General features: G+C 63.1%; 23 protein-coding genes. 9 read left to right on the top strand and 14 right to left on the bottom strand.

Annotated features, from left to right (window positions below; genetic code table 11):
- Nucleotides 1-47: 47 nt before the first annotated feature.
- On the bottom strand, nt 48-1823 hold the full coding sequence (locus C5L10_RS10625; protein WP_172716986.1) for a cytochrome c biogenesis protein DipZ: 1776 nt from the start codon (nt 1821-1823) through the stop codon (nt 48-50).
- 332 nt (nt 1824-2155) lie between these two features.
- Here C5L10_RS10625 and C5L10_RS10620 point away from each other — a divergent pair, with 332 nt between their 5' ends.
- The 7 genes from C5L10_RS10620 to C5L10_RS10595 all read left to right on the top strand — a co-directional run bounded on the left by C5L10_RS10620 (nt 2156) and on the right by C5L10_RS10595 (nt 8221).
- Nucleotides 2156-3208 (top strand): alpha/beta fold hydrolase, encoded by a 1053-nt coding sequence (locus C5L10_RS10620; protein ID WP_105429628.1) that lies wholly within the window; start codon nt 2156-2158, stop codon nt 3206-3208.
- Between the two features lie 115 nt (nt 3209-3323).
- On the top strand, nt 3324-4064 hold the full coding sequence (locus C5L10_RS10615) for a response regulator (protein WP_105429627.1): 741 nt from the start codon (nt 3324-3326) through the stop codon (nt 4062-4064).
- Complete coding sequence (locus C5L10_RS10610; RefSeq protein WP_105429626.1) at nt 4061-5383, top strand: HAMP domain-containing sensor histidine kinase; 1323 nt, start codon at nt 4061-4063, stop codon at nt 5381-5383. The genes C5L10_RS10615 and C5L10_RS10610 overlap by 4 nt, the downstream gene beginning before the upstream one ends.
- Nucleotides 5384-5557: 174 nt before the next feature.
- Complete coding sequence (locus tag C5L10_RS10605; protein WP_105429625.1) at nt 5558-5974, top strand: organic hydroperoxide resistance protein; 417 nt, start codon at nt 5558-5560, stop codon at nt 5972-5974.
- Nucleotides 5975-6068: 94 nt separating this feature from the next.
- Nucleotides 6069-6191: a hypothetical protein gene (locus tag C5L10_RS34730; RefSeq protein ID WP_046637080.1), complete on the top strand. Its 123-nt coding sequence runs from the start codon at nt 6069-6071 to the stop codon at nt 6189-6191.
- A gap of 255 nt (nt 6192-6446) precedes the next feature.
- On the top strand, nt 6447-7466 hold the full coding sequence (locus C5L10_RS10600; protein WP_105429624.1) for a ketopantoate reductase family protein: 1020 nt from the start codon (nt 6447-6449) through the stop codon (nt 7464-7466).
- Nucleotides 7463-8221, top strand: a complete 759-nt coding sequence (locus C5L10_RS10595) for an SDR family NAD(P)-dependent oxidoreductase (RefSeq protein WP_105429623.1) — start codon at nt 7463-7465, stop codon at nt 8219-8221. The genes C5L10_RS10600 and C5L10_RS10595 overlap by 4 nt, the downstream gene beginning before the upstream one ends.
- 2 nt (nt 8222-8223) lie before the next feature.
- Here the strand turns inward: C5L10_RS10595 and C5L10_RS10590 are convergent, their stop codons facing one another.
- Genes C5L10_RS10590 through hutI form a run of 5 tightly spaced genes read right to left on the bottom strand, consistent with a single transcriptional unit; the run spans nt 8224 to nt 14107 of the window.
- Nucleotides 8224-8811: a HutD family protein gene (locus C5L10_RS10590; protein ID WP_105429622.1), complete on the bottom strand. Its 588-nt coding sequence runs from the start codon at nt 8809-8811 to the stop codon at nt 8224-8226.
- A gap of 4 nt (nt 8812-8815) precedes the next feature.
- On the bottom strand, nt 8816-10489 hold the full coding sequence (gene hutU / locus C5L10_RS10585) for a urocanate hydratase (protein WP_105429621.1): 1674 nt from the start codon (nt 10487-10489) through the stop codon (nt 8816-8818).
- A 13-nt stretch (nt 10490-10502) separates the two neighbouring features.
- Nucleotides 10503-11321, bottom strand: coding sequence for an N-formylglutamate deformylase (hutG, locus tag C5L10_RS10580; protein ID WP_105429620.1), 819 nt, complete (start codon nt 11319-11321; stop codon nt 10503-10505).
- Nucleotides 11322-12857 (bottom strand): histidine ammonia-lyase, encoded by a 1536-nt coding sequence (gene hutH, locus C5L10_RS10575; protein ID WP_105429619.1) that lies wholly within the window; start codon nt 12855-12857, stop codon nt 11322-11324.
- Nucleotides 12854-14107 (bottom strand): imidazolonepropionase, encoded by a 1254-nt coding sequence (gene hutI, locus C5L10_RS10570; RefSeq protein WP_105429618.1) that lies wholly within the window; start codon nt 14105-14107, stop codon nt 12854-12856. The genes hutH and hutI overlap by 4 nt, the downstream gene beginning before the upstream one ends.
- Before the next feature lie 98 nt (nt 14108-14205).
- Here hutI and C5L10_RS10565 point away from each other — a divergent pair, with 98 nt between their 5' ends.
- Nucleotides 14206-15552, top strand: coding sequence for a formimidoylglutamate deiminase (locus tag C5L10_RS10565; protein ID WP_105429617.1), 1347 nt, complete (start codon nt 14206-14208; stop codon nt 15550-15552).
- Nucleotides 15549-16277: a histidine utilization repressor gene (gene hutC / locus C5L10_RS10560; RefSeq protein ID WP_105429616.1), complete on the top strand. Its 729-nt coding sequence runs from the start codon at nt 15549-15551 to the stop codon at nt 16275-16277. Before C5L10_RS10565 ends, hutC begins: the two co-directional genes overlap by 4 nt.
- 33 nt (nt 16278-16310) lie before the next feature.
- Here hutC and C5L10_RS10555 read toward each other — a convergent pair whose 3' ends face one another.
- The 8 genes from C5L10_RS10555 to C5L10_RS10515 form a co-directional block, all read right to left on the bottom strand.
- A complete protein-coding gene (locus C5L10_RS10555; RefSeq protein WP_105429615.1) occupies nt 16311-17324 on the bottom strand; it encodes a HAMP domain-containing sensor histidine kinase in 1014 nt (337 codons plus the stop codon).
- Complete coding sequence (locus C5L10_RS10550; protein ID WP_105429614.1) at nt 17324-18028, bottom strand: response regulator transcription factor; 705 nt, start codon at nt 18026-18028, stop codon at nt 17324-17326. The genes C5L10_RS10555 and C5L10_RS10550 overlap by 1 nt, the downstream gene beginning before the upstream one ends.
- A gap of 47 nt (nt 18029-18075) precedes the next feature.
- Complete coding sequence (locus C5L10_RS10545) at nt 18076-19569, bottom strand: DUF4173 domain-containing protein (RefSeq protein ID WP_105429613.1); 1494 nt, start codon at nt 19567-19569, stop codon at nt 18076-18078.
- Between the two features lie 335 nt (nt 19570-19904).
- Nucleotides 19905-21638, bottom strand: a complete 1734-nt coding sequence (locus C5L10_RS10535) for a peptidase M14 (protein ID WP_105429612.1) — start codon at nt 21636-21638, stop codon at nt 19905-19907.
- Nucleotides 21635-22480, bottom strand: coding sequence for an ABC transporter permease (locus C5L10_RS10530; protein WP_046666086.1), 846 nt, complete (start codon nt 22478-22480; stop codon nt 21635-21637). The genes C5L10_RS10535 and C5L10_RS10530 overlap by 4 nt, the downstream gene beginning before the upstream one ends.
- Before the next feature lie 5 nt (nt 22481-22485).
- A complete protein-coding gene (locus C5L10_RS10525; protein WP_105429611.1) occupies nt 22486-23409 on the bottom strand; it encodes an ABC transporter permease in 924 nt (307 codons plus the stop codon).
- Between the two features lie 67 nt (nt 23410-23476).
- The gene (locus C5L10_RS10520; protein WP_105429610.1) at nt 23477-25012 is read right to left on the bottom strand and encodes an ABC transporter substrate-binding protein; all 1536 of its coding nucleotides are present in this window, start codon (nt 25010-25012) and stop codon (nt 23477-23479) included.
- A gap of 37 nt (nt 25013-25049) precedes the next feature.
- On the bottom strand, nt 25050-26882 hold the full coding sequence (locus tag C5L10_RS10515; protein ID WP_105429609.1) for an ABC transporter ATP-binding protein: 1833 nt from the start codon (nt 26880-26882) through the stop codon (nt 25050-25052).
- Nucleotides 26883-26901: the final 19 nt, after the last annotated feature.

Genomic DNA, 26901 nt, shown 5'->3' with positions numbered 1-26901 from the left:
GAGTTTAACTCCTGTTAGTTGATGTAGGATTGGGTTTGGGATGGGGCCTAGCCGAAGGTGAAGGCGTAGGCTTCGACACCCGGATCGAAGAAGCGGATCTCGAAGCTGCGGGCCTCGACATCGCCGGCCTGACGAACGAGCTGGTAGAGCTTTGTCACCGTCACCGTGCCGTTGCCGTCTGCGTCGATATCGGCGCCGTGGTTCATTCCGGGAGCCTTGCCGTCGATTGTCACCTGGAAGCGGACCGGTTTGCCGGCGGCGCCGGGACCGAGAACGAGATGCAGATCGCGGGCACTGAACCGGTAGGCGATGCCGCCGCCCGGCTGGCCGAGCGTTGCCTGTTCCGCGCCGACGGTCCAGGTCCCGGAGAGGCCCCATTCGTTGAGGCCGGGTTCCTCGATCGAATAGTCGCGGGCGGCGTCGGCGCGCAGGGTTTCGCGGGAGGCGAAGTTGGTGGCGCGCTTGTAGCCGAGATAGGTTTCGCCGGAGCGGACGTTGCGCAGATCCGGGCTTGTCTCCGCGCCCCTGGCGTCGGGCACAACCGGTGCCGAAGCCGACATCTCGCTTCCGGCCTCGCGCAGCAGATCCTGGATCGCCTGCTCGGACTGTTTGTAGTTACCCTCGCCGAAGTGGTGATAGCGGATCTGGCCCTTGGCATCGATCAGGTACTGGGCGGGCCAATAGCTGTTCTCGAAGGCGCGCCAGATCTTGTAGTCGTTGTCGATTGCGACCGGATAGCCGATCTTGAAGTCACCGACGGCCTTTTTGACATTGTCGATCTTCTTCTCGAAGGCGAATTCCGGAGCGTGCACGCCGATCACCACGAGGCCCTGATCCTTGTACTTTTCGGCCCAGGCGCGGACGTAAGGCACGGCGCGGATGCAGTTGATGCAGGAATAGGTCCAGAAATCCACCAGTACGACCTTGCCGCGGAGCTGCTCCGAGGTCAGCGGCGGCGAGTTCAGCCACGCGACCGCGCCATTGAGCGAAGGTGCACGACCCTCGACCGGCAGGGTGCTGCGGAACGGCCGGGTGGTATCGGCTGCGGCGCTCGTCAGGCCATTGCCGGCGATTTCCGAAGACGAGCCGGTTGCAGGCTTGGAATGCAGCCTGTCGAGCACCGCCTGTTCGAAGGAGGCGGTGCTGGCATAGGACAGGCGGGCGAGCAGGCCGGTATCGAGGCCAAGCGTTATGACCGCGACGCCGGCAAGCACGGCGGCACCCAGGACCTGGCGGATCCGTTCGCTGACACCGAGCGAACGCTTCATTCCGGCAAAGATCTTTCCGCCGACGATGAGCGCAACGGCGAGGGAAGTTGCCGCGCCGGCGGCATAGGCGACGAGCAGGAATGTCGTTTCGAGGTTCGCGCCCTGCAATGCGGCACCGGTGAGGACCAGGCCGAGAATGGGACCGGCGCAGGGAGCCCAGAGCAGGCCGGTCGCGACGCCGAGGACCAGCGAGCTCGTCGCCGTGGGCACCGTACCAGGTGTGCCCGAGGCATTCAGGAGCCGGTTGCCGAAATCAACGACCGGACGGGTGACGAAGCTTGCGACACGCGGCGAAAGGAGGCTGACGCCGAAGATTGCGAGCAGGAGGATGGCGGCGAGCCGGCCGTATTCGTTGGCGTGGATCGCCCAGCTGCCGCCGACAGCTGCAAGCGTTGCGACGAGCGCAAAGGTGGCGGCCATGCCGATCAGCATCGGCAAGGTGCTGCGGACGAACGGTTGCCCGGCGCGCGCAAAGACGAAGGGAAGGATGGGGAGAATACACGGGCTGAGGATCGTCAGCGCGCCTCCGAGATAGGCAATGATAAGAAGCGTCATCATCGTTTCCTTTGACACCGGATGTTCGGGTTCTGGGCGGCGGTGCGGCTCGACCAGCAACGGAGCCAATCTGGTCGGCGCGACGTATCCCGGATGTGTCCGGGTTCGAGGGGAAATGTACCGAAGTGTAGGAAACCGCCGATGCGCTACAGAGCGACACAAATCGCCAGGCGCGGCGGAAGGCGGCCGGATCGGCGGTGCCTGAATTGTATCAGAACGTATCTCGGCGGCCGGATGCTACATCCGCATGCAAAACCCGCGGCTCGGGACACATCGGGGATACATGGCCCCGGCTTCCTTCCGATCGTGATCAACACGAATTGGAGAGATCGATGTCCGACCCGATCAACCACCAGCGTCGCCGCTTCTTCGGCGTTGCCGCCATGACCGTTGCAGCGGTCGAATTCGGAATGACCGGCACTGCCGGTGCCCAGTCTTCGTCGCCTGCCGCGACGCCATTGACCGCCGTCAAGGCCCGCACCAACACGTCCTTCGAAAGGCTGAAGCAGGTCAGGGCCGGCGTGCTCGATGTGGGTTATGCCGAGGCCGGTCCGGCAGATGGTCCCGTCGTCCTGCTGCTGCATGGCTGGCCCTACGACATCTATAGCTTCGTGGATGTCGCGCCGCTGCTCGCGTCTGCCGGTTACCGGGTCATCGTGCCCTATCTGAGGGGCTACGGCACGACACGCTTTCTGTCGAAGGATACGCCACGCAATGGCCAGCAGTCGGCCATTGCGGCCGATATGATCGCGCTCCTCGATGCGCTGGAGATCGATAAAGCAATCATCGCCGCCTTCGATTGGGGCGCCAGGACCGCCAACATCATGGCGGCGCTTTGGCCGGAACGCTGCAAGGCGATGGTATCGGTGAGCGGCTACCTGATCGGCAGCCCGGAAATCAACGAAAAACCTCTGCCGCCGAAAGCCGAACTTGCATGGTGGTACCAGTTCTATTTCGCTACCGAGCGCGGCCGGTTGGGCTACGAGCAGAACCGGCGCGATTTCAACAGGCTTATCTGGCAGACGGCGTCGCCCACCTGGAAATTCGACGACGCGACGTTTGAAAGATCGGCCGTCGCATTCGACAATCCCGACCACGTCGAGATCGTTGTCCATAACTACCGCTGGCGGCTGGGCCTTGTCGAAGGCGAGGCCCAGTTCGATGCACTCGAAAAGCAGCTCGCCATGGGGCCGATGATCTCGGTGCCGACGATCACCATGGAAGGCGATGCCAACGGCGCGCCGCATGCCGATCCTTCTGCCTATGCGGGCAAGTTCTCCGGAAAATACGCGCATCGCACCATCACCGCCGGTATCGGTCACAACCTGCCGCAGGAGGCACCGCAGGCCTTTGCGCAGGCTGTTCTGGACGTCGACCGGTTTTGAGCCCCAATGGGCTGCCGCGGAAATAATTCTTGGCTTCGCGGCAGCCATCCTGCGGTTTAAAGAAGGAAGGGCGGTGCGATACCGTTCTCATCGGACAAGGATTTGAAGCCCGAAAATGGATCATATCGACCATATCCTGATCGTCGATGACGACCGCGAAATCCGCGAACTGGTGTCGAGCTACCTGAAGAAGAACGGCCTCCGGGCGACGGTGGCAGCGGATGGCCGCCAGATGCGCAGTTTTCTCGAGGCCAATACGGTCGACCTGATCGTGCTCGACGTGATGATGCCGGGCGACGACGGGCTCGTGCTTTGCCGCGAGCTCAGGGCTGGCAAGCACAAGGCGACGCCGATCCTGATGCTGACTGCCCGCAGCGACGAGATGGACCGGATCATCGGGCTCGAAATGGGTGCCGACGACTATTTGCCGAAACCGTTTGCCGCGCGTGAATTGCTGGCGCGCATCAAGGCCGTCCTGCGCCGGACGCGCATGCTGCCGCCCAACCTGCAGATCAGCGAGGCAGGCCAGCTGCTGAGCTTCGGCGACTGGCGGCTGGATACGGTCGGCCGCCATCTGCTCGACAGACAGGGCACGGAAATCGCGCTGAGCGGTGCAGAATACCGGCTGCTGCGCGTCTTCATCGACCATCCGCAGCGTGTGCTCAACCGCGACCAGATCCTCAACCTCACGCAAGGCCGTGATGCGGACCTGTTCGATCGGTCGATCGACCTTCTGGTGAGCCGGCTTCGCCAGCGGCTCGGCGACGATGCGCGCGAGCCGACCTATATCAAGACCGTGCGCAGCGAAGGTTACGTCTTCTCGGTTCCCGTCGAGATCTCGGAGCCGAAGCCGTGAGCGCCAGCGTCTCCCGTTTTTTAGGAAACTTATGGCCGAGCACCCTGCGTGCCCGGCTTTTCCTCATCCTGTTCGCCGGCCTCGCCATCGCCTACGGGCTCTCCTTCAGCATCCTCTTTATCGAACGTTACATGTCGGCAAAGGCCGTCATGCTCGGCACGCTTGAAAACGATCTTGCGACGTCGATCGCCATCCTCGATCGGCTGCCGGCCGGCGAGCGGGCCGATTGGCTGGATCGGTTGAGCCGCGGCAATTACCGGCTGGTGCTCGGCCCGGGGATTGCCGGTGTGCCGGAAGTGCCGGGCCGGGGCGCCGAGATTACCGGCAAGATCCAGGAGGCGGTGGGGCATCGGTTCCCGCTGCGGGTGGAGTCCATCCCCGGTGACGTCAGGCGGCTGCAGGGTCATCTCACTCTTTCCGACGGCTCTCCACTCACCATCGACGTCACGCCGAGGGGTGTCATGCCGATCGCCGAATGGCTTCCTTACGTGTTCGCTGTCCAGATGGCGCTTCTGGTGATCTGCACCTGGTTTGCGGTCCGGCAGGCGATCCGCCCGCTCGGAGACCTTGCGGCTGCAGCCGATGCGCTCGATCCCAACAGAAAAGGCCCGCCCTTGAGCGAGGCCGGTCCGAGCGAAGTCGCCCATGCTGCACGGGCCTTCAACGCCATGCGCGACAGGATCGCCCATTATCTCGAGGAACGGGTGCAGATTCTCGCCGCCATCTCCCACGATCTCCAGACGCCGATCACCCGCATGCGGCTGCGCGCCGACATGGCGGACGATTCGCCCGAGAGGGACAAGCTGGTGCATGACCTCGGCGAGATCGAGCGGCTGGTGCAGGACGGCATAGCCTATGCGCGCAGCGCGCATGGCAATGGCGAGAAACTTTCCCGCATCGATCTTGCCTCGTTCATCGACAGCATTGCCTATGATTATCAGGACACCGGCAAGGCGGTGACCGTCGCCGGCGTGGTACAGGGCACCGCGTCCACCAAACCGCACGCGCTGCGTCGCATCCTCTCGAACTTCATCGACAATGCGGTGAAATTTGCCGGCGCGGCCGAGATCAGCGTCGAGCGAAGCGGCAAGGGCGACATCGTCATCACCGTCCTCGATCGCGGGCCGGGGATCCCCGAAGAGATGCTGGAGGCGGCCATGCAGCCTTTCTTCAGGCTGGAGCAATCCCGCAACCGCGAAACCGGCGGCACGGGGCTTGGTCTTGCCATCGCCCACCAGCTTGCCGCAGCACTCGGCGGCTCGGTGAGGCTCTACAACCGCGCCGGTGGCGGGCTGGCTGCCGAAGTCACCATCCGTTGATACCGGAATTGGCGGATTTTCCGAAGCCTTTTGTATGAAAGGATGTCCGGCGAGCTCCGCGCTACGGTTCGATACATTTCCGGCGATTCCGGAAACATGCCGGATACCTCGGCCCGTCAAACCACTCCCCGTCAACGGATGTCGCAACCGGCGACACCAACAAAGGAGTGTTCCATGACCAGGATCGACAAGGTTCTCTATACCGGCAAGACCCACACGACCGGCGGGCGCGATGGGGTCTCGCGCAGCGACGACGCCCAGCTCGACGTCAAGCTTTCACCTCCCGGCAGCGCGCATGCCGGCACCAATCCCGAACAACTTTTCGCAGCCGGATGGTCGGCGTGTTTCATCGGTGCCATGGGTCTTGCCGCAGCTAAGCGGAAGATCAAGTTGCCCACCGAGACGGCGGTCGATGCCGAGGTCGACCTCGGGACGACCGAGGGCGCATACTTCCTGCAGGCCCGCCTCAACATCAGCCTGCCGGGCATCGATCCGCAACTTGCCAAGGAGCTTGTCGAAGAAGCTCACCAGACCTGCCCCTATTCGAAGGCGACCCGCGGTAACATCAATGTCGAGCTGATCCTCGCCTGAGAAAACCCGATTTGCGCGTCGCGCCGGATCGGCCGCGGCGAGAGGCAAGAACGGATAACGGGACGAGGCAGGCGCCTCGTCCCTGGAGAACCCCATGAGATTGATGATCATCTGCATCCTGGGAGCGGCCGTCTTCGCGGCGCCCTGCATCTACGACGTAACCTCACTGGAGCCTTCGGCCTTGGCCGGTCTGCTGGCCGCAGGTTCCTCATTCTGAAATCCTATTCGGAAAAGCGGCGACCGGAGGCACGACCCCGGTCGCCGTCGTTACATGCTTCGCGATCCCGACCCCTACTCGACCATGCGGCTGTAGTGGTCTACTCCTCGGAGTGGGCGTGTCCGCCATGCCGGTGAAACGAATATCGCCATGCTGTGGCCCTGTCGTTTCAAGCAAACTGCAACGGGCGCGCGTTAGGCAATGTGGAATATCGCGCTCGCAGGAATGCGGGCGACTTTTGGAGGGAGCTTGGGCATGAGCCAGCCAATTCTGATCTGGGGCGCCGGTGCGATCGGCGGGACGCTGGGTGCGGCTTTCATCCGCGCCGGCGAGGATGTGATCTTCGTCGACAACGTCAAGGACCATGTCGATGCGATCAACGAGAAGGGACTGAAGATAGTTGGCCCGATCTTCGAGGATACCGTCCAGGCCAGGGCTTATCTGCCGGAAGAACTGGAAGGCCAGTATCAGCGGACTTTCCTCTGCGTCAAAGCCCATCATACGGAGGCGGCGGCAAGGTCTCTCGTCCAGCATCTCCCCGCCGACGGATATGTGGTCTCCGTCCAGAACGGGCTCAACGAACGCGTGATTGCCCGCATCGTCGGAGAACATCGCGTCATCGGCTGCTTCGTCAATTTCGGGGCGGATTATCTGGAGCCGGGCGTCGTGCAGTATAGCGGCCATGGCGCCGCGGTGATCGGCGAACTCGACGGGCGTTTCACCGATCGGGCCGAGGATATCTATCAGCTGATGCGGCATGTCGAGCCGAAGGCCCTGATCACCAACAATATCTGGGGCTTCTTGTGGGGCAAGCTCATCTACGGTGCGCTGCTGTTCGGCACGGCTCTCACCAATGACAGCATCGCCGATGTACTCGAAAATCCGGTCGCCCGCCCGGTTCTGCGCCGGCTCGCGCTGGAAGTGGCGACGGTGGCGGCTATCAACAACATCCGGCCGGAAGCCTTCGACGGGTTCGATCCGGCCGCCTTCGGGCCGCTGGCCTCGCCGGAGCAGACCGAGACGTCGTTCGACGACATGGTGGCGCATAACCGTAGGTCGGCAAAATCGCATTCCGGCATCTGGCGCGATCTCGCCGTTCGCAAGCGCAAGACCGAGGTGGACGCGCAGGTGATGCCGGTCGTCGAGATCGGCAGGGAATCGCGCGTTCCGACGCCGCTTGCCGCCCGCCTGATCACCATGATCCACGAGATCGAGGACGGCAAACGTCCGCTCGACATGGCCAATCTCGAAGAACTGGCGACGGTGACGGGATGAACATTTCGTTCGACGGCAAGGTGGTGATTGTCACGGGTGCTGCACACGGTTTCGGCCGGACGATCGCGCAAGGGTTCGCGAGCCGCGGCGCAGCGGTGCATGCCTGCGACATCGATGCGGCGGGGCTCGATGAAACGGTCAGGCTCTGCGGGCCGAAGGCCGAGGCACATGTACTGGATGTCGGCAATCGCAACGCCGTGCAGGAGACCGTCCGGGCGATCGAGGCAGCCTCCGGCGCGCCGGACGTGGTGGTCAACAATGCGGGCGGCGTGCGCGGGCAGGTGGGCCGGCCGATCGAGGAAATATCCGAAAGCGACTGGCAGACGATCTTCGACGTCAACCTGTCCGGCGCCTTTTTCATGGCCCAGGCGGTCGCGCCGGGCATGAAGAGGAAAAACGCCGGGCGCATCATCAATATCTCCAGCGGCGCCGGTCTTGGAATTTCGCTGACGGGAATCCAGGCCTATGCCAGCGCCAAGGCCGGCCAGATCGGACTGACGCGCCAACTCGCCCACGAACTGGGGCCGTGGGGCATCACCGTCAACAATGTCGCGCCCGGCTTCGTGCGCTCCAACCCGGCGACCGAGCGACAATGGGAGGCGATGGGCGAGGAAGGGCAGGCGCGGCTCCTGCAGAATATCGCCCTCAAACGCCTTGGTACACCTGACGACATCGCGGCCATGGTGATGTTCTTCGCATCCGACTTCGCCGGCTGGATTTCCGGGCAGATCATCAGCGTGGATGGCGGCAAGTGAGCTCAGAACGGCTTGGATATCCCACCTTCGGGAGCCAGCTCTATCAGGGAAACCTCCGATTCGCCGGAGAGAACTAGGTCGCCCACCGCTTCGGCGCCGAAGGTCAGGCAATCCAGTGGCTCGAGGTCAAATTTCTCAGAACCGAACGCAATCGCGTGTTTTCCTGTGGCAAGAACGAATCTCAAAAATGCCGACGGCGGCAGTGACACGGGCGTCGGCTGCCTGATGACGCGGTGAGAAAACCGGCCGCGCCGCGTCATCACGTTGAGGTCCGTTGTCGCGCCATTGACTAACGTGGCAAAAACTGGCCTGTCGGCAGGAAACGGATAGGGCTCGGAATCGAGCTCGAGAGTGACGGGCGGGCCGCTATCGATCGTCAGCTCCATGCCTGCGCCGGAGAGGATCGACAGGGTTCGGTCCACGTCCGCAAAGATCGAGAACGGTCCGTCGGAGGCGACGGTCGCCATACTGATGCGCCAGTCGAAGTCCTCGATCGATGCGCCGGCGGGATAGACGGCGATCTCCACCGTCTCGCCGCCTCCGTTCTTCCACGGCATTCGCTTGTAGTCGGATGCGCGCAGGATTTTCATGGGTTCAGTTCCCGAGAATGCCGGGCAGGCGAAGTCGGTTTTCCTGGGCGCAATCCACGGCGATCTCGTAACCCGCATCCGCATGACGCATGACGCCGGTGGCGGGGTCGTTCCACAGCACCCGTTCGATGCGGCGGTCGGCGTCCTCGCTGCCGTCGCAGCAGATGACCATGCCGGAATGCTGCGAATAACCCATGCCGACGCCGCCGCCGTGATGCAGAGATACCCAGGTGGCTCCGGATGCCGTGTTGAGGAGCGCATTCAGCAGCGGCCAGTCGGACACCGCATCCGAGCCGTCCTTCATCGCTTCCGTCTCCCGGTTGGGAGAGGCGACCGATCCGGAGTCGAGATGGTCGCGGCCGATCACGATCGGCGCTTTCAGCTCGCCATTGCGGACCATCTCGTTGAAGGCGAGGCCGAGCTTGTGGCGGACGCCGAGGCCCACCCAGCAGATGCGCGCCGGCAGGCCCTGGAAGGAAATCCGTTCGCGCGCCATGTCGAGCCAGTTGTGGAGATGCGCGTTGTCCGGCAGCAGTTCCTTCACCTTGGCATCGGTGCGGTAGATGTCTTCCGGATCGCCTGAAAGGGCGGCCCAGCGGAAGGGGCCGATGCCGCGGCAGAACAGCGGGCGGATATAGGCCGGCACGAAGCCCGGGAAGGCGAAGGCGTTTTCCAGCCCCTCGTCCTTGGCGACCTGGCGTATGTTGTTGCCGTAGTCGAGCGTCGGGATGCCGGCGTTCCAGAAGGCGATCATCGCCTCAACATGTTCGCGCATCGACGCGCGGGCGGCTTTTTCTACCGCCTTCGGGTCGGTCTCGCGCCTGGTTTTCCATTCGGCGATCGTCCAGCCCTTGGGCAGGTAGCCGTTGATCGGATCATGGGCCGACGTCTGGTCGGTCACCATGTCCGGACGGATGCCACGACGGACCATTTCGGGCAGAATTTCGGCGGCATTGCCGAGCAGGCCGACGGATTTTGCCTCGCCGGCGGCTGTCCAGCGGGTGATCATCTCCATGGCTTCATCGAGCGTTTCCGCCTTGGCGTCGACATAGCGGGTGCGCAGGCGAAAATCGATGCTGTCGGGGTTGCATTCGACCGCAAGGCAGCAGGCGCCGGCCATGACGGCGGCGAGCGGCTGGGCGCCACCCATGCCGCCAAGCCCACCGGTCAGGATCCATTTTCCCTTGAGATTGCCGCCATAATGCTGGCGTCCGGCTTCCACGAACGTCTCATAGGTGCCCTGCACGATGCCCTGGGTGCCGATATAGATCCACGAACCGGCGGTCATCTGGCCATACATGGCCAGTCCCTTCTTATCGAGCTCGTTGAAATGGTCCCAGGTCGCCCAATGGGGCACGAGGTTCGAGTTGGCGATCAGCACCCGCGGCGCGTCCTTGTGGGTGCGGAACACGCCGACCGGCTTGCCCGATTGAACCAGCAGCGTTTCCTCCTCCGTGAGCGTCTTCAGCGTCGCGACGATCCGGTCGAAATCGTCCCAGGTGCGGGCGGCGCGTCCGATGCCGCCATAAACGACCAGTTCGTTGGGGTTTTCCGCCACGTCCGGATCGAGATTGTTCATCAGCATGCGCAGGGGCGCTTCCGTCATCCAGCTTTTGGCGTTGAGCTGATTGCCGCGGGGGGCGCGAATTTCGCGGATGTTGTGGCGGGGATTGGTCATCGGAACGTTCCCTTTATCGGTTGTTGTTTTTCTGCGACGCGAGGCCGAGGGCGACCCGCTCGATCCGCGTCAGGATATCTTTCAGATGGACACGCAGTCGCTCTGCCTTGGCCGGATGATAGGCGAAGGGCAGGGCCTCCGCGGCGAGATGGGTGGACTGGGCCAGCTCCATCTGGATCGCGTGGACGCCGGTTTCCGGCCTGCCGTAAAACCGTGTCGTCCAGCCGCCCTTGAAGCGGCCGTTCAAGATGCTGGTGTAGCCCGAAGCCGCAGTTGCCATATCCAGCCCCCCCTGTTCGATTGCCGGGGCGCAGGTCCTGCCCATGTCGGTGCCGATGTTGAAATCGGGCAAGGTGCCCTCGAACAGGAACGGGAGGTGCGAGCGGATCGAGTGGCAGTCGTAGAGCACGGCAATGCCGTGGATGGATTTGACCCGTTCGATTTCGGCTGCAAGCGCCGCGTGATAGGGCGCATGGAAATCGCGCAGCCGCGCAGCGATGTCGGCATCGGTCGGCCCGGCGCCCTGTTTCCAGATGCTCCTGCCGTCGAAGTCCGTCTCCGGGATCAGGCCGGTGGCGTTCTGGCCGGGATAGAGGCTCACACCCTGTGGATCGCGGTTGGCGTCGATCACGTAGCGGTGGAACGTGGCGCGCACCGTCGTCGCATCGCCCAGAAGACCGTCATAGAGCTCATGGATGTGCCAGTCCGTGTCGGCAAGCAGGAGGCCGTTGTCATTCAGCCGCTCCCAGATCGGCTGGGGCACGTCGGTTCCCGTATGCGGAAAGCCGAGAATGACGGGGGAGGTGCCTTGTCTGGTTTCGACAATCGCCATTCACGCCTCCAGGACCGGCAGGATATCTGCGGAAACGGAGGCGGCGAGCGCGCCCGAAGCGACGAGATCTGTCGCCGCCTTGAGGTCGTTTGCCATATAGCGATCCTCTTCCAGGCTTGGGACAACGGAGCGGATGGTGGCGATCACCTTCTGGAGTTCGGGACTGGTGGTCAGCGGTTTGCGCAGTTCCACGCCCTGCGCTGCCGTTAGCGCCTCGATGCCGATGATGGTCGCAAGATTGTCGGTCATCTGCAGAAGCCGGCGCGCGCCATGGCAGGCCATCGAAACGTGGTCTTCCTGGTTGGCGGAGGTCGGCGTCGAATCGACCGAGGCGGGATGCGACATCTGCTTGTTTTCCGACATCAGGGCGGCGGACGTGACTTCCGCGATCATCAGCCCGGAATTGAGCCCCGGCTTCTTGGCGAGAAAGGCCGGCAGTCCGTAGGAGAGGGCCGGGTCGACGAGCAGAGCAATGCGGCGCTGGGAGATCGCACCGATTTCGCAGACGGCAAGGGCGATCTGGTCGGCGGCAAAGGCCACCGGCTCGGCGTGGAAATTACCGCCCGAAACGACGGTATCGTCCGATAGCACCAGCGGATTGTCGGTCACCGCATTGGCTTCGATCTCGAGCGTGCGGGCGACCGAGCGCAGAAGATCGAGGCAGGCGCCGTCGACCTGCGGCTGGCAGCGGATGCAATAGGGGTCCTGAACCCGTTCGTCGCCCTGAAGATGACTTTCGCGAATGACCGAGCCTGATAATAACGCGCGCAGCGCCGCGGCCGCATCGATCTGGCCCTTGTGGCCGCGAAGCGTGTGGATATCCGGATGGAAAGGTGCGGAGGAGCCCATGGCGGCATCCGTCGACATGGCGCCGGTCACCAGTGCTGTCTGGGCGGCGCGATGGGCACGGAACAAGCCGGCCAGTGCCAGGGCCGTAGAAGTCTGGGTGCCGTTGATCAGGGCAAGGCCTTCCTTGGCGGCAAGCACGACCGGTATCAATCCGGCCCTTGCAAGAGCCTCGGCGGCGGGCAGCAGATTGCCTTGATAGAAGGCTTCGCCTTCGCCCATCATCACTGCCGCCATATGCGCGAGCGGTGCGAGATCGCCAGACGCGCCGACCGAGCCTTTTTCCGGGATGAGCGGAATCACGCCTTTTTCCAGCATCGCCTCGATCAGGCGCACCAGCGCGAGCCGCACGCCGGACGCGCCGCGCCCGAGTGACACGAGTTTCAGCGCCATGATCAGGCGAACGATATTTTCGGCAAGCGGGGCGCCGACACCGCAGCAATGCGACAGGATCAGGTTGCGCTGGAGTGTCGCGACATCGGCACTGTCGATCTTGATCGATGCCAGTTTTCCGAAGCCCGTGTTGATGCCGTAGACCGGCTCGTTGCCGGCGGCGATCTGGGCGATCCGCGCCGCAGCCTTCTCTATCCCTGCGTCGAACGAAGGATCGATCCGGGCCGGCGTGCCGTTCCAGTAGATGTCCTGGAGTTCGCGAAGGCTCACCGAGCCGGGTGTCAGAACAATGCTCATGCGGAAACCCTCTCGCCCTTGAAGATCCGTGCCGTCAGCGGATTGAAGCCGATGCGATAGATAAGTTCCGCCGGCCGCTCGATATCCCAGATTGCGAAGTCGGCGGATTTGCCGACTTCGAGCGTGCCGGTTTCGGCCTGAAGGCCGAGGGCGCGCGCCGCTTCCCGCGTGACGCCGGCGAGGCATTCCTCGACCGTCAGGCCGAACAGCGTCGCGCCCATGTTCATGGTCATGAGCAGCGAGGTCAGCGGCGAGGTGCCGGGATTGCTGTCGGTCGCCAACGCAATACGGGTGCCGGCGTCGCGCAGCGCCTGGACAGGCGGTGCCTGCTTTTCGCGAAGCGTATAGAATGCGCCCGGCAGCAGCACCGCGACGGTATCTGCGTGCGCCATCGCCCCGGCATCCGCCGCGGAAAGGTATTCGAGATGGTCGGCCGACAATGCGCCATAGGAGGCGGCGAGGCGCGCGCCGCCGAGATCGGAGAGCTGTTCCGCATGCAGCTTGACGGGAAGGCCAAGCGCTTTCGCCCTGTCGAAAACCCGGGCGATTTCGGCCGGCGAGAAGGCGATGCCTTCGCAGAAACCGTCCACCGCATCGACCAGCCCTTGCGAATGCGCAGCCTCGAGACCCGGCAGGACCACGTCAGTGATGTAATCGCCGTTGCGGCCCTTGTAGTCAGGCGGTGTCGCATGCGCGGCAAGCCAGCTCGTGACGATCCGGACCGGCCTGACTTCGCCCAGCCTGCGGGCGACACGCAGCATTTTCAGCTCGCCCGCGATGTTCAGCGCATAGCCGGATTTGATCTCGACCGTGCTGATACCCTCGGCCAGAAGCGTGTCCAGCCTGCGAAGCGCTTGCCCAAGGAGCTCGTCTTCCGAGAGTGCATTGGTTGTCTTCACCGACGAGATGATGCCGCCGCCGGCCCGTGCGATCTCCTCGTAGGTCGATCCCGCCAGGCGCATTTCGAATTCCATCGCGCGGTCGCCGCCGAATACCAGATGGGTATGGCAGTCGATCAGGGCCGGGGTGATCCAGCGCCCGCCGCAATTGGTTTTGTGTTCGGATTTCTCAAGTTCGGCAGGCAGGTCGGCCAGTGCGCCGACGAACGCTATCCGCCGGTCGCGCACGGCGATCGCACCGGCTTCGATAATGCCGAGGCCGGATGCCGAGGGAGCAAAAGTGGCGATCCGCGCATTGTGCCAAAGCGAAGCGGAGCCTGCTGCAGATTTAGAAGAATCTTCCCCATCCATAAGCTTTTCGCCTTTCCTTATGGACGGACATGTATATACATAATAATCCGAGTGACAAGAAGAATTTTGGTCTCCGCGAGGAAAAGGGAAGGGCGTCCATGGCCACGCTTCATGCGCAATTGGCTCTTCTGCCGGAAGGCTGGCAGCAGAATGTAAGGTTGACGGTCAACGCGGACCGGCTTGACGGAGTGGAGGTCGGCATTGAGGCGGCGACGGAAGACGAGCGTCACAAGGTGCTGGTGCCTGCGATGCCGAACCTGCACAGCCATGCCTTCCAGCGCGCCATGGCAGGTCTCACGGAGATTCGCGGTCCCGGCGACGACAGCTTCTGGAGCTGGCGGACGCTGATGTACAAGTTTGCGCTGTCGATCACGCCGCAACAGGTCGAGGCCGTCGCTTCGCAGCTCTATATGGAAATGCTGGAGGCCGGCTTTTCGCGGGTGGGCGAATTCCACTATCTCCACCACGACAGAGACGGCAGCCACTACGCCAATATCGCCGAGATGGCCGAACGCATCGGGGCAGCGAGTGCGGAGGCGGGAATCGGCCTGACGCTGCTGCCGGTCTTCTATGCGCATTCCGGCTTCGGCGGCGCTTCACCGATCGAGGGACAGCGCCGTTTCATCCACTCGATCGACGATTTCGCCAGGACCATGGAAGGTTGCCGTCGCCTGACCGCGGCGATGCCCGGCGCTAAACTTGGCGTCGCGCCCCATAGCCTCCGCGCCGTAACCCCGCGGGAACTCGATGAGGTCGTGCCGATGGCGGGCGACGGGCCTGTGCATATCCATATCGCCGAACAGGTGAAGGAGGTCGAGGAGTGCCTCGCCTGGTCCGGCGCCCGGCCTGTCGACTGGCTGCTTGCAAACATGCCGGTGACCGAACGCTGGTGTCTCATCCACGCGACGCATATGACAGAGGATGAAACCCGCCGCATGGCGGACAGCGGCGCGATCGCCGGGCTTTGCCCGATCACCGAAGCCAATCTCGGCGACGGCAGTTTTCCCGGCGAGCTTTTCCTCGGGCAGAACGGCCGCTTCGGTATAGGCTCTGATTCGAACATACTGATTTCCGTGGCGCAGGAGCTGCGTCAGCTCGAATATTCCCAGCGCCTTGGCCTGAAGAGGCGCAACGTCCTGGCAAAACCGGAAGGTTCGACGGGTCGGCGGCTATTCGAGACGGCGCTTTCGGGTGGCGGAATGGCGCTCGACGCCGCCGCCGGCTTGGCCCAGGGCAATTACGCCGATATCGTTTCGCTCGACGTCGAGCACGTTCCCTATCTTGCCGACGATCAGATTCTCGACCATTGGATATTTGCGGGCGGCATTGCCGTGGATTGTGTCTGGGCGCTTGGCCGCAAGCAGGTCGAGGGCGGAAAGCACATCCGGCGGGATGCGATCGGCCGGCGGTTCAGGACGGTAATGCAGGAATTGCTGACACTATGACCAATGGCGGCAAGGAAGCCACCCTCCACCAGCGCATTTTAAGCGACATAGAGGGACGGATCGTCTCCGGCGAATGGCCTCCGGGGTATCGCCTGCTTTTCGAGGTCGATCTTGCGGCACAATACGGCTGCTCGCGGATGACCGCCAATAAGGTGCTGACGCACCTGGCGAGGACCGGGCTGATCGAGCGCCGCAAGAAGTCCGGCAGTTTTGTGGCGCAACCGGTGACGCAGGCCGCGGTGCTCGAAATCCATAGTATTGAGGCGGAGGTTCGCTCCCTCAAGCTTCCCTATTCCTACCGGCTGGAGAGGCGGGTTCGACGCGAGGCGAGCCCCGTCGATCGGCAGCACCTGGAGCTTTCGGAAACGGCTCCGGTTCTCGATCTTCTCTGCCTTCACCATGCCGGCGAGCGGCCGTTCTGCCTTGAAGAGCGGCTGATCAACCTGACGACGGTGCCCGAAGCGGAAGGTGAGGATTTTTTGGAGTCGGCGCCGGGAACCTGGCTCATCAGCCAGATCCCATGGAGCACTGCGGAACATCGGATCTATGCCCAGTCGGCCAGCGCGGAGGTCGCAAAGGCGCTCGATATTTCCAGGAACGCAGCCTGTCTGGTCATAGAACGGCGGACCTGGGGCAGCACCGGCCCGGTAACATTCGTGCGTTTCACCTATCCCGGCGACCGGCACGCACTGGTCGCCCGGTTTACACCCGGCGGAGAGAGCTAGGCGACGCTACTGCGCTATCAATACCCCTCGCCGTCAGGGCGTCAGAGGCACAATGATCTCGAAGTCAGTCCCTGCGCCGGTCGCCTGCCGCAGGTGAATCGTGCCGCCGTATGAGCCCAGCATGGTGCGGACGATGTCGAGGCCCATGCCGGTGCCGCCCTGTTCGCGACGGGTCGAAAAGAAGGGTTGAAAGACGTGCTCCCGGTTTCCCTCGGAAATGCCGCGGCCGTTGTCGCGCACCAGAATGGTAGCGGTTCGCGCGTCGGCCGCCACGACCAGCTCCAAGCGCATGGCGCCGTGCTGAACCGCGTTTTCTGCAAGATTGGCAAAGACGATGTCGGCTGCTTCGAACGGCAGGGCGACGGTATTTTGCGTGTCTCCCAACCCGAAAATTTCAAGGCCGGGAAAGCGTTTGCGCAGCACGGGCAGGACATCTTCGATGCTCGTTTCGCCCTGAGCCATGGGAAGCTCCGCCTGAGCCAGCTCCCTCAACCTCGACAGCAAGGCGTCGAGCCTTTCCGCATCGGCGATGATATTGTCGAGAAAACGCAGGCGTTGCGCTGTCGTCATCGGCAGGTCGGTCTGGTCGTCGCGCAGCAGTTCGGCAGCGCCCCGGATCGCGGTCAACGGCGATTTGAGTTCGTGGGAGACATGCGCGGCAAAGGAGCGGACATATTCGGTGCGGTCGACCAGCCTGCCCGCGAGGTCGAGGAAGCTTTGCGACAGTGTCGCGATCTCGCGCGTTCCATAACGGTCCAGCGGCCGGATCGCCGCCTTGCCACCACGGGCGATCTCCTCGGTACGGGCGATCAGCGCGTTGATGGGGCGGGTTATGGTGCGGGCGAGCACGTAAGCGACCGCGAGCGTCAGTGTGAGGACGACGACCAGTGCTCCCGTTTCGGCGGGCGTCATCCGGATCGAGGTCGTTTCCGTGGCACGAAACCAGATGATGATCAGGACCGGCAGTGCCATCACGGCCAGAAGCACCGCATACACGATCAGCGCCAGCGGCGGCCGCCATTTGGTCCGCACCCTTGGCGCCGTCATCACGCCTTCCTCCCGAGATCGCTGCCCAGCCTGAAACCGACACCGTGAACGGTAGCGACAATGCCGACCGCGCCTGCCGCCGAAAACTTGGCCCGGATGTTGCGGATATGGCTGTCGATCGTGCGATCCGCCACATGGATGCCGGGGCCATAAGCCGCCGCCATCAGCTGCTCGCGGCTGAACACCATCTCGGGGCGGGAAAGCAGCGCATCCAGAATGGAAAATTCGAGCGCGGTGGTCGTGACTACGGTACCGCCGAAGCTCACGGTCCTGCCGGCCCGATCGAGGCTGACCTCTCCGGCGACGAGGATATTCCCGCGGCTGTCGAAACCGCCGCCATTGCCGCTGCGCTTCAGGATCGCCTTGACGCGGGCGACCAGTTCGCGCGGGCTGAAGGGCTTGGTGACATAGTCGTCACCGCCGATCTCAAGCCCCAGCACCCTGTCGATCTCCTCGTCCCGGGCCGATAGGAACAGGATCGGAAGTCCGGAGGTCTTGCGGATCTGGCGGCAGACCTCCAGGCCATCCATTTCCGGCATGCCGATATCGAGAACGACGAGATCGATGTTTCCCCGACGGAAGGCCATCATCGCTTCGGTGCCGTTGCGCGCGGTCGTCGACACCATGCCGGCGCGCTCCAGGGCAAAGCAGATCACGTCGCGGATATGGGGTTCGTCATCGACGACGAGGATGCGATGCGCCATGGTGGGTCCTGCAGAAATTTACCGCCGCTGTTGTTATCGTTCTTTCCCTATCTTGCAATGGTTGCAGGTGAACCAAGATGGGCTTCGATCCGCTCCGCGCGGAAACTCCAGCTCCGCCAGTTCCGCGGCCGGCACGCAAAATCATAGCCAAGCGACTGCCTGACCGACAGGGCCCTGTACTTCTTGTCGATCGCCTCGTCGGGCAGGGCGGAAAGATAAAGATCAAGCGCCGGAATGGCGGAGGGGCCGAGCGACGACAGGTAGTCGATATCAAGCGGAACGCCCTCATGGCTCAGTTCCAGGCTGTGCGTGACGTTGAAACGGGCGATGAAGGCCGAAAAATCGATGAAGGCACTGAGATAGAGCACGGCTGCCAGTACGGCGATATTCGTGGCGATCAGCCATTGGTTGGATTGGCGCAACACGATCCGCAGCAGGATCAGGACAAGTCCGACGGCGACCAGGCCCATCCATATTCCGGCGGCAACGCGCAGTTCCGTCAGCGAATACACCTCGACATAAAGGTCGAGCCGCAGGATCGACGACAGGCAGAGAAGCACGTTCTGGCCGATCCAGGCATGGACGAGGCCGCGGATCAGAGGGCTGTTGTCGCCGGGGCCGCCGCGACGCATGGCGATCAGGACGAAGCCTGCGGCAAGCAGAGCGGTGGCAATCAGCGGGTAGGCGCCGCGATGGGCATATTCCGCATGGGTCATGCCGTCCGGGAGATCGACGCCGCCCCAGAGATAGACGAGATCCAAGAGCGTCTGCATGGCAAAGAGCGCGTTGAAGAGGAGCAGCGACCGCAGCAGCGAGGCATGGGTGAGAAATGGAATTTCGGCGGGATGCGCGGCCGTGTCGTCTGCCCGGCGTCGAACGATCCTGCACTTGAGGCGCGGCCGCAGCACGGCCCAGACGAAAGCGGCCATCGCCAGCCAGAAGCCGATCCGCCACAGATCCATGAATTGCAGCAGGAATGCGAGATCGATACTGCGCAGCGCGTCTTCGATCAGCGGATTGGCGATGGCGAAGAGAAGCAGGAAAACCGAAGCGAGAATGAGCGGCACCATCCAGATGCCGAGGTTCCGCCAGATTGCGGCAAAGGACGAGCGTTCGGCCCGCAAGGCAAGATGTTTTCGGCAATCCTGCAGAAGTCGTAGCGGGACAACCAGGATAAAACGAAAAAGAACCGCGGGAAGACCGCTCAGCCGCTGCGGCACGAGCCCGGTGCTCGCCAGCGCAACACACATGATCGTGCCAAGTGAAACCGCGATGCCCATTGGTGATGCAGTTTCGATGAGCGGCGCCGCGGCGAAAGCCGAAAGGCCGAACAGGAGGGCTGCCGTCAAGGGCTGCAAGCGCCGCCTTCCCGACAAGAGAATCGCAGCGGTTACCAAAATCGCAAACAGGAAAAGGTTGAGCCCAGGCGCCTGATCGAAGATCAGGAAATCCGAAATCGCCACGACCGCCAGAAGTGCGGCGATCCGATTGGCGCCGCGTGCCCTGGGCATCGGTGGCGTCAGTTTGTCAGTCATTCGCACTGCTGGTCCTCTCTCTGACGCCGCCCTCGATCACGATGAGCATGATCGCCGGACGCCGGTCAGGAGGAATTCCTTCAGGCTGGCGATCGTCCACCAGCCACCATCCGTCATTGCGGAGGCGATCTGGCAGTGTGGAGGGAGTGATGCGGGGCGGGGTGCTGCTCTTGTTCATGACAAGAGAATGTCGGACCGGATTGCAGAATCTGTGCAGACGGCAAGGAGTAATTCAGGAGAGTAGCGAGGCCGCGGCCCGCGCGTCGAAGTGCGGCCATCCAGCGAAGAAGCATGGTTCATCGCTGGATGGTCCTGTCCGAAACAAGCTGTGTGATCTGCGATTATACCGCTTGCGCGGCAGGGGCCGGTTCCTCGATCGCCTGGATCGCATCATAGGCGGAAAGCACGGTCTCCATCTGCGCCGTGTGGCCCTGGATGAAGGCCGGGCCATAGATGGTTTCGTCCGGATATTCGGTGATCAGCGTCAGCGGAACCGTGTGCCGGTCGTCTATCGAGATCAGGCAAGGGAAACCGTTGATGATGCGGAAGCCGGTCTCGCCGGCATGGGTTTCGAAAAGCTTGATCTGTGCGGCGTTATAGGCGACGAGGCCGGGAATGGCGGCGAGGTGGCGGCTGACGCGGTCGATCAGGATTTCCGCCTGCGCCGTCCATTCGGCGTGATGGCGCATGATGAGGAAAAAGCCCTTCGGCACCGTCCACATCGCAAACGTGCGGGGCACGTAGCCGGAAAGTGGCCGCGTCCATTCATGCGAAGGATAGCCGTGCAGGTTGACGTGCAGCTTCGCACCGCTCAGCCTTTCCGCTTCAAGGCGGATCGCCTTTTCGAACAGCTCCTTGCCCGAGCGGTATTCGAGATCGTCACCGAGCGCGGTGTAGCGCGCCGCATGGTGCATGTGCAGCGGGTTGTCGGTGCGAAGCCGCCAATGCACCTGGTAGCCGTCGGGATTTTCGAGCGGCGATATGACGAAATGCGAATTTGGCCTTGAGTGAAGCGTCTGCGCGGCGCGCAACGCACCGACGATACCGGTCGTCTCGTTTGCATGCTGGCCACCGCTGATGATGACCGGTTTATCGGTGCCGGCGTGATAACGGGCCTCCACGGCACGGCCGGTCCGCGAGTGGGCTTCGAAGGCGACGCCGTCGATTGCTGCGAGTTCCCGACGGATCTGGGCCACAGAGACCGGAGACACGGCGGAGGCGAGGCGCTGCGGCTCTGTCACGGCCTCGGAGGTCCACAGTGCCCGCGTTTCGATGCGGACGGAGACGGTTTCTCCGTGACGAATCTCCGGGATGATCTGCCCCGGCTGCAGGCCCCGGTCGCCGATCGGCCGGCCGGACTTTTTCTGAAAGATTTCCAGAAGCGTGAAATAGAAATCCTCGTGCAGCGCCTCGCGCAGGCTGACGACCTCTTCGCCGACGGCCAAACGCCGGTCTTCGGCCGGCAGGGTGACGGCGATATTGAGCTCGTCGAAATAAGGCTCGGTCACCCCCCAATCCTGGACCGTGACGGCTTCGACGGCCGAGGAGAACAGGAGTTCGTAGTCGGTCTCCAGCCGTTCGCCGGCTCCGCCGTCGAGGCACAGCCAGCCGGTCGGCGACAGCAGCGTTTCGCCGATGAAATCCGTATGGAGCCGGTTCGGCGCGAAGACTTTATGGGTCTCGGTGCTGCCATCCCTTGCGGTCAGCGTCACCACGTAGAAGGCATCTTCGGACCCGGCTTCGAAGGTCAGCCGTGCCGCGCCGACAAGACCGGCGAGCGGATAGGCTTCCAGCAGGAAACGGTTTTTAGGGCAAGCCCGATGCACGGGGTAGACGACATGCAGAGCCGAAAGGTTCTCGAGATCGACCTCTTCGAGAAAGAAATGCAGCAACGGCTTGTAGGCGCTGCGGAACTTCGCCTCGACGCCTGCGGCGGCGAGTATCGCCTCGGCTTTCCTGCGGCTCTTTTCGTCGTCGAACACCCAGGCTTCGATCTTCGTGCCCGTGGCGCCGGAAAACCGCGCGACGAGGGTGTCGAGCGTGCGATCGACCTTCTGTTCGTGGATCAGTGTCATGCGGATGTTCTGCCTGTGGGATCGAGACTGTCGCGCAGCCAGTCGCCGAGGAGGTTGAGGCCAAGGACGGTGAGGAGGATGGCAAGGCCGGGGAAAACGCTGACCCACCAGGCCGTCTGCAGGTAGGTGCGGCCTTCGGCGAGCATGCCGCCCCAGCTCGGGATGGTCGGGTCGATGCCGAGGCCGAGGAAGGTGAGGCTGCTTTCCAGCAGGATGTTGGTGGCGACGTTGAGCGTCATGAGCACGATGACCGGGCCGATGAGGTTGGGCAGCAGGTGCTGGACGATGATGCGCCAGTTCTTGACCCCGATCGCACGGGCCGAAAGGATGAACTCGCGCTCGCGCAGCGTCAGCACCGAACCGCGCACCAGGCGGGCATATTGCACCCATTGCGAGACGATCAGCAGGATGATCGTGTTGGCAAGCCCACCACCGACGATGGCGATGAAGGTGATGGCAAGCAGGATGAAAGGGAGCGCCAGCTGGATATCGGCAAAACGCATCACCAGCATGTCCCAGATGCCGCGGTAATACCCGGCGATCAGCCCCATGACGACGCCGATGGTGACGCCGCCGGCAACCGAGACGAAGCCGACCAGCAACGAGATCTTGCCGCCGGCCATGACGCGGGCGAGCACGTCGCGCCCGAGCGGATCGGTGCCGAAGACATGCGCCGGCCTGACGAATGGCGGTACGAGGCGCGACATCAGGTCGATCTTTTCGGCGCCGCCGGGAAAGATCATGCCGGAGAAGATGACGGCGATGCCGATGACGCCGACGAGGAAAGCGCCGAGGACGAATTCGAGCTTCAGGAAATTCGAGGAAGCAGTGCGCGAGGCCATGGCTCTCACTCCGTCCGGATGCGGGGATCGACGAGGCCGTAGGCGATGTCGACCAGAAGGTTGATGCCGATGATCATCAGCGACAGGACTGTGATGACCGCCTGCAGCACCGGGTAATCGCGGGCGCCGACGGCGTCGAAGGCGAGCGTGCCGAGGCCCGGCCAGTTGAAGACCCGCTCGACGACGACGATGCCGCCCAGCAGGCCGCCGAACTGCAGGCCGAAATAGGTGATCAGCGGAATGGCGCAGTTTCGAAGCGCGTGCTTGTAGAGCACCGCGTTTTCGCTCAAGCCCTTGGCGCGGGCGACCATGATATATTGCGAGCGCAGCGTCTCCAGCATGGTGGTGCGCACCAGGCGGACATTGGTCGCCGTCAGGATGATGCCCATGGTGACGGCCGGCAGGATGAAGCTTTCAAATCCGTCCATGCCGCTCGGCGGCAGCAGCGGCAAAGCGATCGCGAAGAGCAGCACGAGCATGGTGGCCAGCCAGAAATTCGGGAATGACAGGCCGACGAGCGACAGGATGCGGATCATCTGGTCGGCCCACTTGCCGCGCGCGGTGGCGGCCTTGATTCCGAGCGGAATGGAAATGACGATCGAGACGATCAGCGAGGTGAAGGCGAGCGCCAGCGTCGCCGGCAGCGCCTTGCCGATCAGCAGCGACACCGGCGTGCCGCCGAGGAAGCTGTTGCCGAAATCGAGCGTGAAAATGCCTTTCAGAAAATTCAGGTATTGAACGAAGAACGGCTCGTTGAGCCCCAGCCCCTCGCGGATGCGCACGAGATCGGCCTCGGTGACGCTGCCGGCGCCTTGCGTCAGCATCAGCGCCGGGTCACCGGTCAGGCGGATCGCGAAGGCAACTGTCAGCGTCACGGCGATCACGACGAAAATCGCCTGCAAAAGGCGTTTTACCAGGAATACGGCCAATCTCTCGTTCCCTTGTTTTATCGTCGGACCCGCCGCCTCCAATCGAAGGCGGCGGCTCCGCGAAGTCTTAGTCGACGGTGACGTCGGTGAACTTCAGACGGCTGTCCGGCACCGGCGTAAAGTTCTTCACGCGCTTGTTGATGCCGAAGATGGCGTTCAAGTTGTAGAGCGGCATTTCCAGCGCCCGGTCTGCTGCGTAATGGGCGATTTCCTGCAGAACCTTCTCGCGCTCGGCGACATTGGTGATGGTGCGCTGCTTGGCAAGCAGTTCGTCCATCTTCGGGTCGCTGTCGTAGGGGTTCCACTTTTCGCCGGTGTGGTACATGGCGACGGCCGTGTTGTCGTAGTCGAGCGTCCAGCCGCCCCAGGACTGCTGGAACATCGCGCCGGTCTTGCCGCCCGGAATGATGTCGTTCAGCAGGACGTTGGTCTCATAGGGCTTGATCGTCGCGGTGATGCCGATCGTCTGCAGATAGGCGGAGATCGCCTGGGCGACTTCGATGAAGGTCGCTTCGTTGCCGCGAAGGTCGATTTGTACGGCAGCGCCCGGCGCGACGCCGGCTTCTTTCAGCAGAGCCTGTGCCTTGACCGGATCGTAGGGAAGCGGCTTCATGGCCTTGTCGAAGCCGAAGGACAGCGGCCCCTGGAAGCTGGCGATCGGCTGTGCCTGGCCGCCGAGGATCGACTTGATGATCGCGTCGCGATCGACGCCCATGATCAGCGCCTGGCGAACCTTCGGATCCTTGGTGATGCCGTCGCGCGTGTTGAAGCGCAGCGCGTAGACCGTCGGGCCCGGCGAGGTGACCACGGCAAGCTTGGCATTGCCCTGGATGGTCGGGATCATGCCGATCGGAATGGTCGGGGGGATGACCACATCGACGCGGCCGGCCTGGAGTTCGGCAACCGCTGTCGCCGGCTCGGAGATGAACTTGTATTCCAGATCCGAAATTTTTGGCGCGCCGCCAAAGTAGTCCGGGTTAGCGGCGAGGATGATGTTCACCTTCGGCTCGTAGGAAACGAACTTGAAGGCGCCGGTGCCGACCGGATGGGCGTTGAAATAGGCGTCGCCCTTTTCGGCGATGTATTTCGGCGGAACGATCATGCCGCCGTAACCGGCGAGCTTGGTGAGGATGACCGGATCGGCCACCTTCAGCTTCATGTCGATCGTGGTGGCATCGACAACGTCGACGCTGCCGATCGAATTGTAGTTGGATTGCTGCGGCCCCTTGGCGCCTTCCGGGCCGAGCAGGCGGTCGAAGGTGAACTTCACCGCTTCGGCATTGAAGGCCTCGCCGTTGTGGAATTTTACGCCTTCACGCAGCTTGAAGCGGATGCGCATGCCGTTGTCGAGCACCTCCCAGGAGGTCGCAAGACCCGGGACGAGCTTCAGGTCGGGGCCGCGATAGGTGAGGCCGTCGAAGATGTTGGTCGCGACCGAGGCCCAGTTGACCAGGAATGTGTCGATCGGATCCCAGCTGCCCGGATCCTGCGGCGAGGACACCGTCAGCTTACCGGCCGCGAGAGCCGAGACCGGCGCGAACGCGACACCTGCGAGCGCCATCGCCGCGAATGCCGTCCGCAAACCCCTCTGCATTTTCATCATCGTTTTTGCTCCTGTTGAAAAACCGAATGTCAAATCGTCACGCGCTGCGCGCCACGTAGTGTCCTGGCGCGATCTCCTCCCGGGCGAGAAGCACCGGTTCGTTGCCGACAGCCCGGACCGGGCTTGGAATATCACCCTCGATCATCGCCAGCGGCTTGCGCCGGCGCGGATCGGCGACCGGCACGGCCGAGAGAAGCCGGCGCGTATAGTCGTGCGATGGCGTTTCGAAAATCTGGCGGCGATTGCCGAATTCCATGATCTGGCCGAGATAGAGCACCGCCACCCGGTGGCTCATCTTCTCGACCACCGCCATGTCATGGCTGATGAAGAGGTAGGCGAGGCCGCGCTCTTCCTGCAAGTCCATGAACAGGTTGATGATCTGCGCCTGGATCGAGACGTCGAGTGCGGAAAGCGCCTCGTCGGCGATGATCAGCTTCGGTTTCGAGGCGAGTGCGCGGGCAATACAGACGCGCTGTCGCTGACCGCCGGAGAACTCGTGCGGATACCGGCGGGCATGCGCGGAGGTGAGGCCGACCCTTTCGAGCAGGGCATCGACGGTTTTTGCGATCTCCTTCTCGCTGTCGAGTAGGCCGTGGGTGCGGATCGGCTCGGCGATCGAGAAGCCGACCGTCTTGCGCGGATCGAGCGAGGCGAACGGGTCCTGGAAGATATATTGCACGTCCCGGCGCAGGTTGTGTCGCTCGGCCATGCTCATCGCCGACAGCGGCTTGCCCGAAAAGGTGATATTGCCGGCCGTTGCCTTTTGAAGTTGCTGGATGGTGCGGCCGATTGTCGACTTGCCCGATCCAGATTCGCCGACCAGCGCCAGCGTCTCACCCGGATGAATGTCGAAAGAGACCTTTTCCACGGCATGGACGCGGTGGGTGACCTTGCCGAGCAGGCCCTTCTTGATGTCGAAGCGCACCACGAGATCGCGTACCGACAAGAGCGGAGCGGCATCGTAGCGGGCGGTATTCTGGATGCGCTCGACACCCGAGAGCTTCGGCTCGCCGTCTTCGAGCACGGTCAGCGGCAGGCGCTTGGGAAATTCTTCGCCGGTCATGCTGCCGAGCTTCGGCACGGCTGCGAGCAGCGTGCGGGTATAGGCATTGGTCGGCCGTTCGAAAATATCGAGAGCCTTGCCCTTTTCCACCGCCTTGCCCTTCCACATCACCACCACGTCGTCGGCCATCTCGGCGACGACGCCCATGTCATGGGTGATGAAGATGACAGCGGCGCCCAGTTCCTTCTGCAGGTCGCGCAGGATATCGAGGATTTGCGCCTGGATGGTGACGTCGAGCGCCGTCGTCGGCTCGTCAGCGATCAACAGCCGCGGCCGGCAGGCGAGTGCCATGGCGATCATCACCCGCTGGCGCATGCCGCCGGAGAGCTGGTGCGGATAACGGGTCAGCAGTTCCGCGGCATCGGGCAGGCGGACCATGTCGAGGAGCCGCTTCGCTTCGGCGAGCGCCGCGCTGTTCGACTTGCCCTCATGCAGTTTCAGGATCTCGGCCACCTGGTCGCCGATCGTGAAGACCGGGTTCAGCGAGGTCATCGGCTCCTGGAAGATCATCGAGATCTCCTTTCCGCGAATGCCGCGCATCCTCTTCTGGTCGAGTTTTAGCAGATCGATCTCGCCGCCTGCGGTCTGGAACAGGATGCGTCCGGTCGGATAGCTGGCGCCGAGCATGTCGGCAAGCCGCATGATCGACAGCGACGTCACCGACTTGCCCGAGCCGGACTCGCCGACGATCGCGACCGTCTGGCCGGCTGAGACGGAGAAGCTCAGGTTCTCGATGACGCGAGAGGCGCCGAACTCGACCGACAGGTCGTCCACGGCCAGAAGAGGGGTGGAGGCGGTTGGCGTCACGCGGGGAACTCCCTACCGA

Origin of the sequence: Neorhizobium sp. T6_25, from assembly GCF_002968555.1 — a bacterium.
Lineage (GTDB): Bacteria > Pseudomonadota > Alphaproteobacteria > Rhizobiales > Rhizobiaceae > Neorhizobium.
This window is presented reverse-complemented; position numbering and strand designations above follow the sequence as displayed.

Excerpts from the sequence above, each read along its gene's own strand:
- C5L10_RS10625 (WP_172716986.1), bottom strand. The coding sequence starts at position 1,823 with ATGACGCTTCTTATCATTGCCTATCTCGGAGGCGCGCTGACGATCCTC.
- C5L10_RS10620 (WP_105429628.1), top strand. The coding sequence starts at position 2,156 with ATGTCCGACCCGATCAACCACCAGCGTCGCCGCTTCTTCGGCGTTGCC.
- C5L10_RS10615 (WP_105429627.1), top strand. The coding sequence starts at position 3,324 with ATGGATCATATCGACCATATCCTGATCGTCGATGACGACCGCGAAATC.
- C5L10_RS10605 (WP_105429625.1), top strand. The coding sequence starts at position 5,558 with ATGACCAGGATCGACAAGGTTCTCTATACCGGCAAGACCCACACGACC.
- C5L10_RS34730 (WP_046637080.1), top strand. The coding sequence starts at position 6,069 with ATGAGATTGATGATCATCTGCATCCTGGGAGCGGCCGTCTTCGCGGCG.
- C5L10_RS10600 (WP_105429624.1), top strand. The coding sequence starts at position 6,447 with ATGAGCCAGCCAATTCTGATCTGGGGCGCCGGTGCGATCGGCGGGACG.
- C5L10_RS10595 (WP_105429623.1), top strand. The coding sequence starts at position 7,463 with ATGAACATTTCGTTCGACGGCAAGGTGGTGATTGTCACGGGTGCTGCA.
- C5L10_RS10590 (WP_105429622.1), bottom strand. The coding sequence starts at position 8,811 with ATGAAAATCCTGCGCGCATCCGACTACAAGCGAATGCCGTGGAAGAAC.
- hutU (WP_105429621.1), bottom strand. The coding sequence starts at position 10,489 with ATGACCAATCCCCGCCACAACATCCGCGAAATTCGCGCCCCCCGCGGC.
- hutG (WP_105429620.1), bottom strand. The coding sequence starts at position 11,321 with ATGGCGATTGTCGAAACCAGACAAGGCACCTCCCCCGTCATTCTCGGC.
- hutH (WP_105429619.1), bottom strand. The coding sequence starts at position 12,857 with ATGAGCATTGTTCTGACACCCGGCTCGGTGAGCCTTCGCGAACTCCAG.
- hutI (WP_105429618.1), bottom strand. The coding sequence starts at position 14,107 with ATGGATGGGGAAGATTCTTCTAAATCTGCAGCAGGCTCCGCTTCGCTT.
- C5L10_RS10565 (WP_105429617.1), top strand. The coding sequence starts at position 14,206 with ATGGCCACGCTTCATGCGCAATTGGCTCTTCTGCCGGAAGGCTGGCAG.
- hutC (WP_105429616.1), top strand. The coding sequence starts at position 15,549 with ATGACCAATGGCGGCAAGGAAGCCACCCTCCACCAGCGCATTTTAAGC.
- C5L10_RS10555 (WP_105429615.1), bottom strand. The coding sequence starts at position 17,324 with ATGACGGCGCCAAGGGTGCGGACCAAATGGCGGCCGCCGCTGGCGCTG.
- C5L10_RS10550 (WP_105429614.1), bottom strand. The coding sequence starts at position 18,028 with ATGGCGCATCGCATCCTCGTCGTCGATGACGAACCCCATATCCGCGAC.
- C5L10_RS10535 (WP_105429612.1), bottom strand. The coding sequence starts at position 21,638 with ATGACACTGATCCACGAACAGAAGGTCGATCGCACGCTCGACACCCTC.
- C5L10_RS10530 (WP_046666086.1), bottom strand. The coding sequence starts at position 22,480 with ATGGCCTCGCGCACTGCTTCCTCGAATTTCCTGAAGCTCGAATTCGTC.
- C5L10_RS10520 (WP_105429610.1), bottom strand. The coding sequence starts at position 25,012 with ATGATGAAAATGCAGAGGGGTTTGCGGACGGCATTCGCGGCGATGGCG.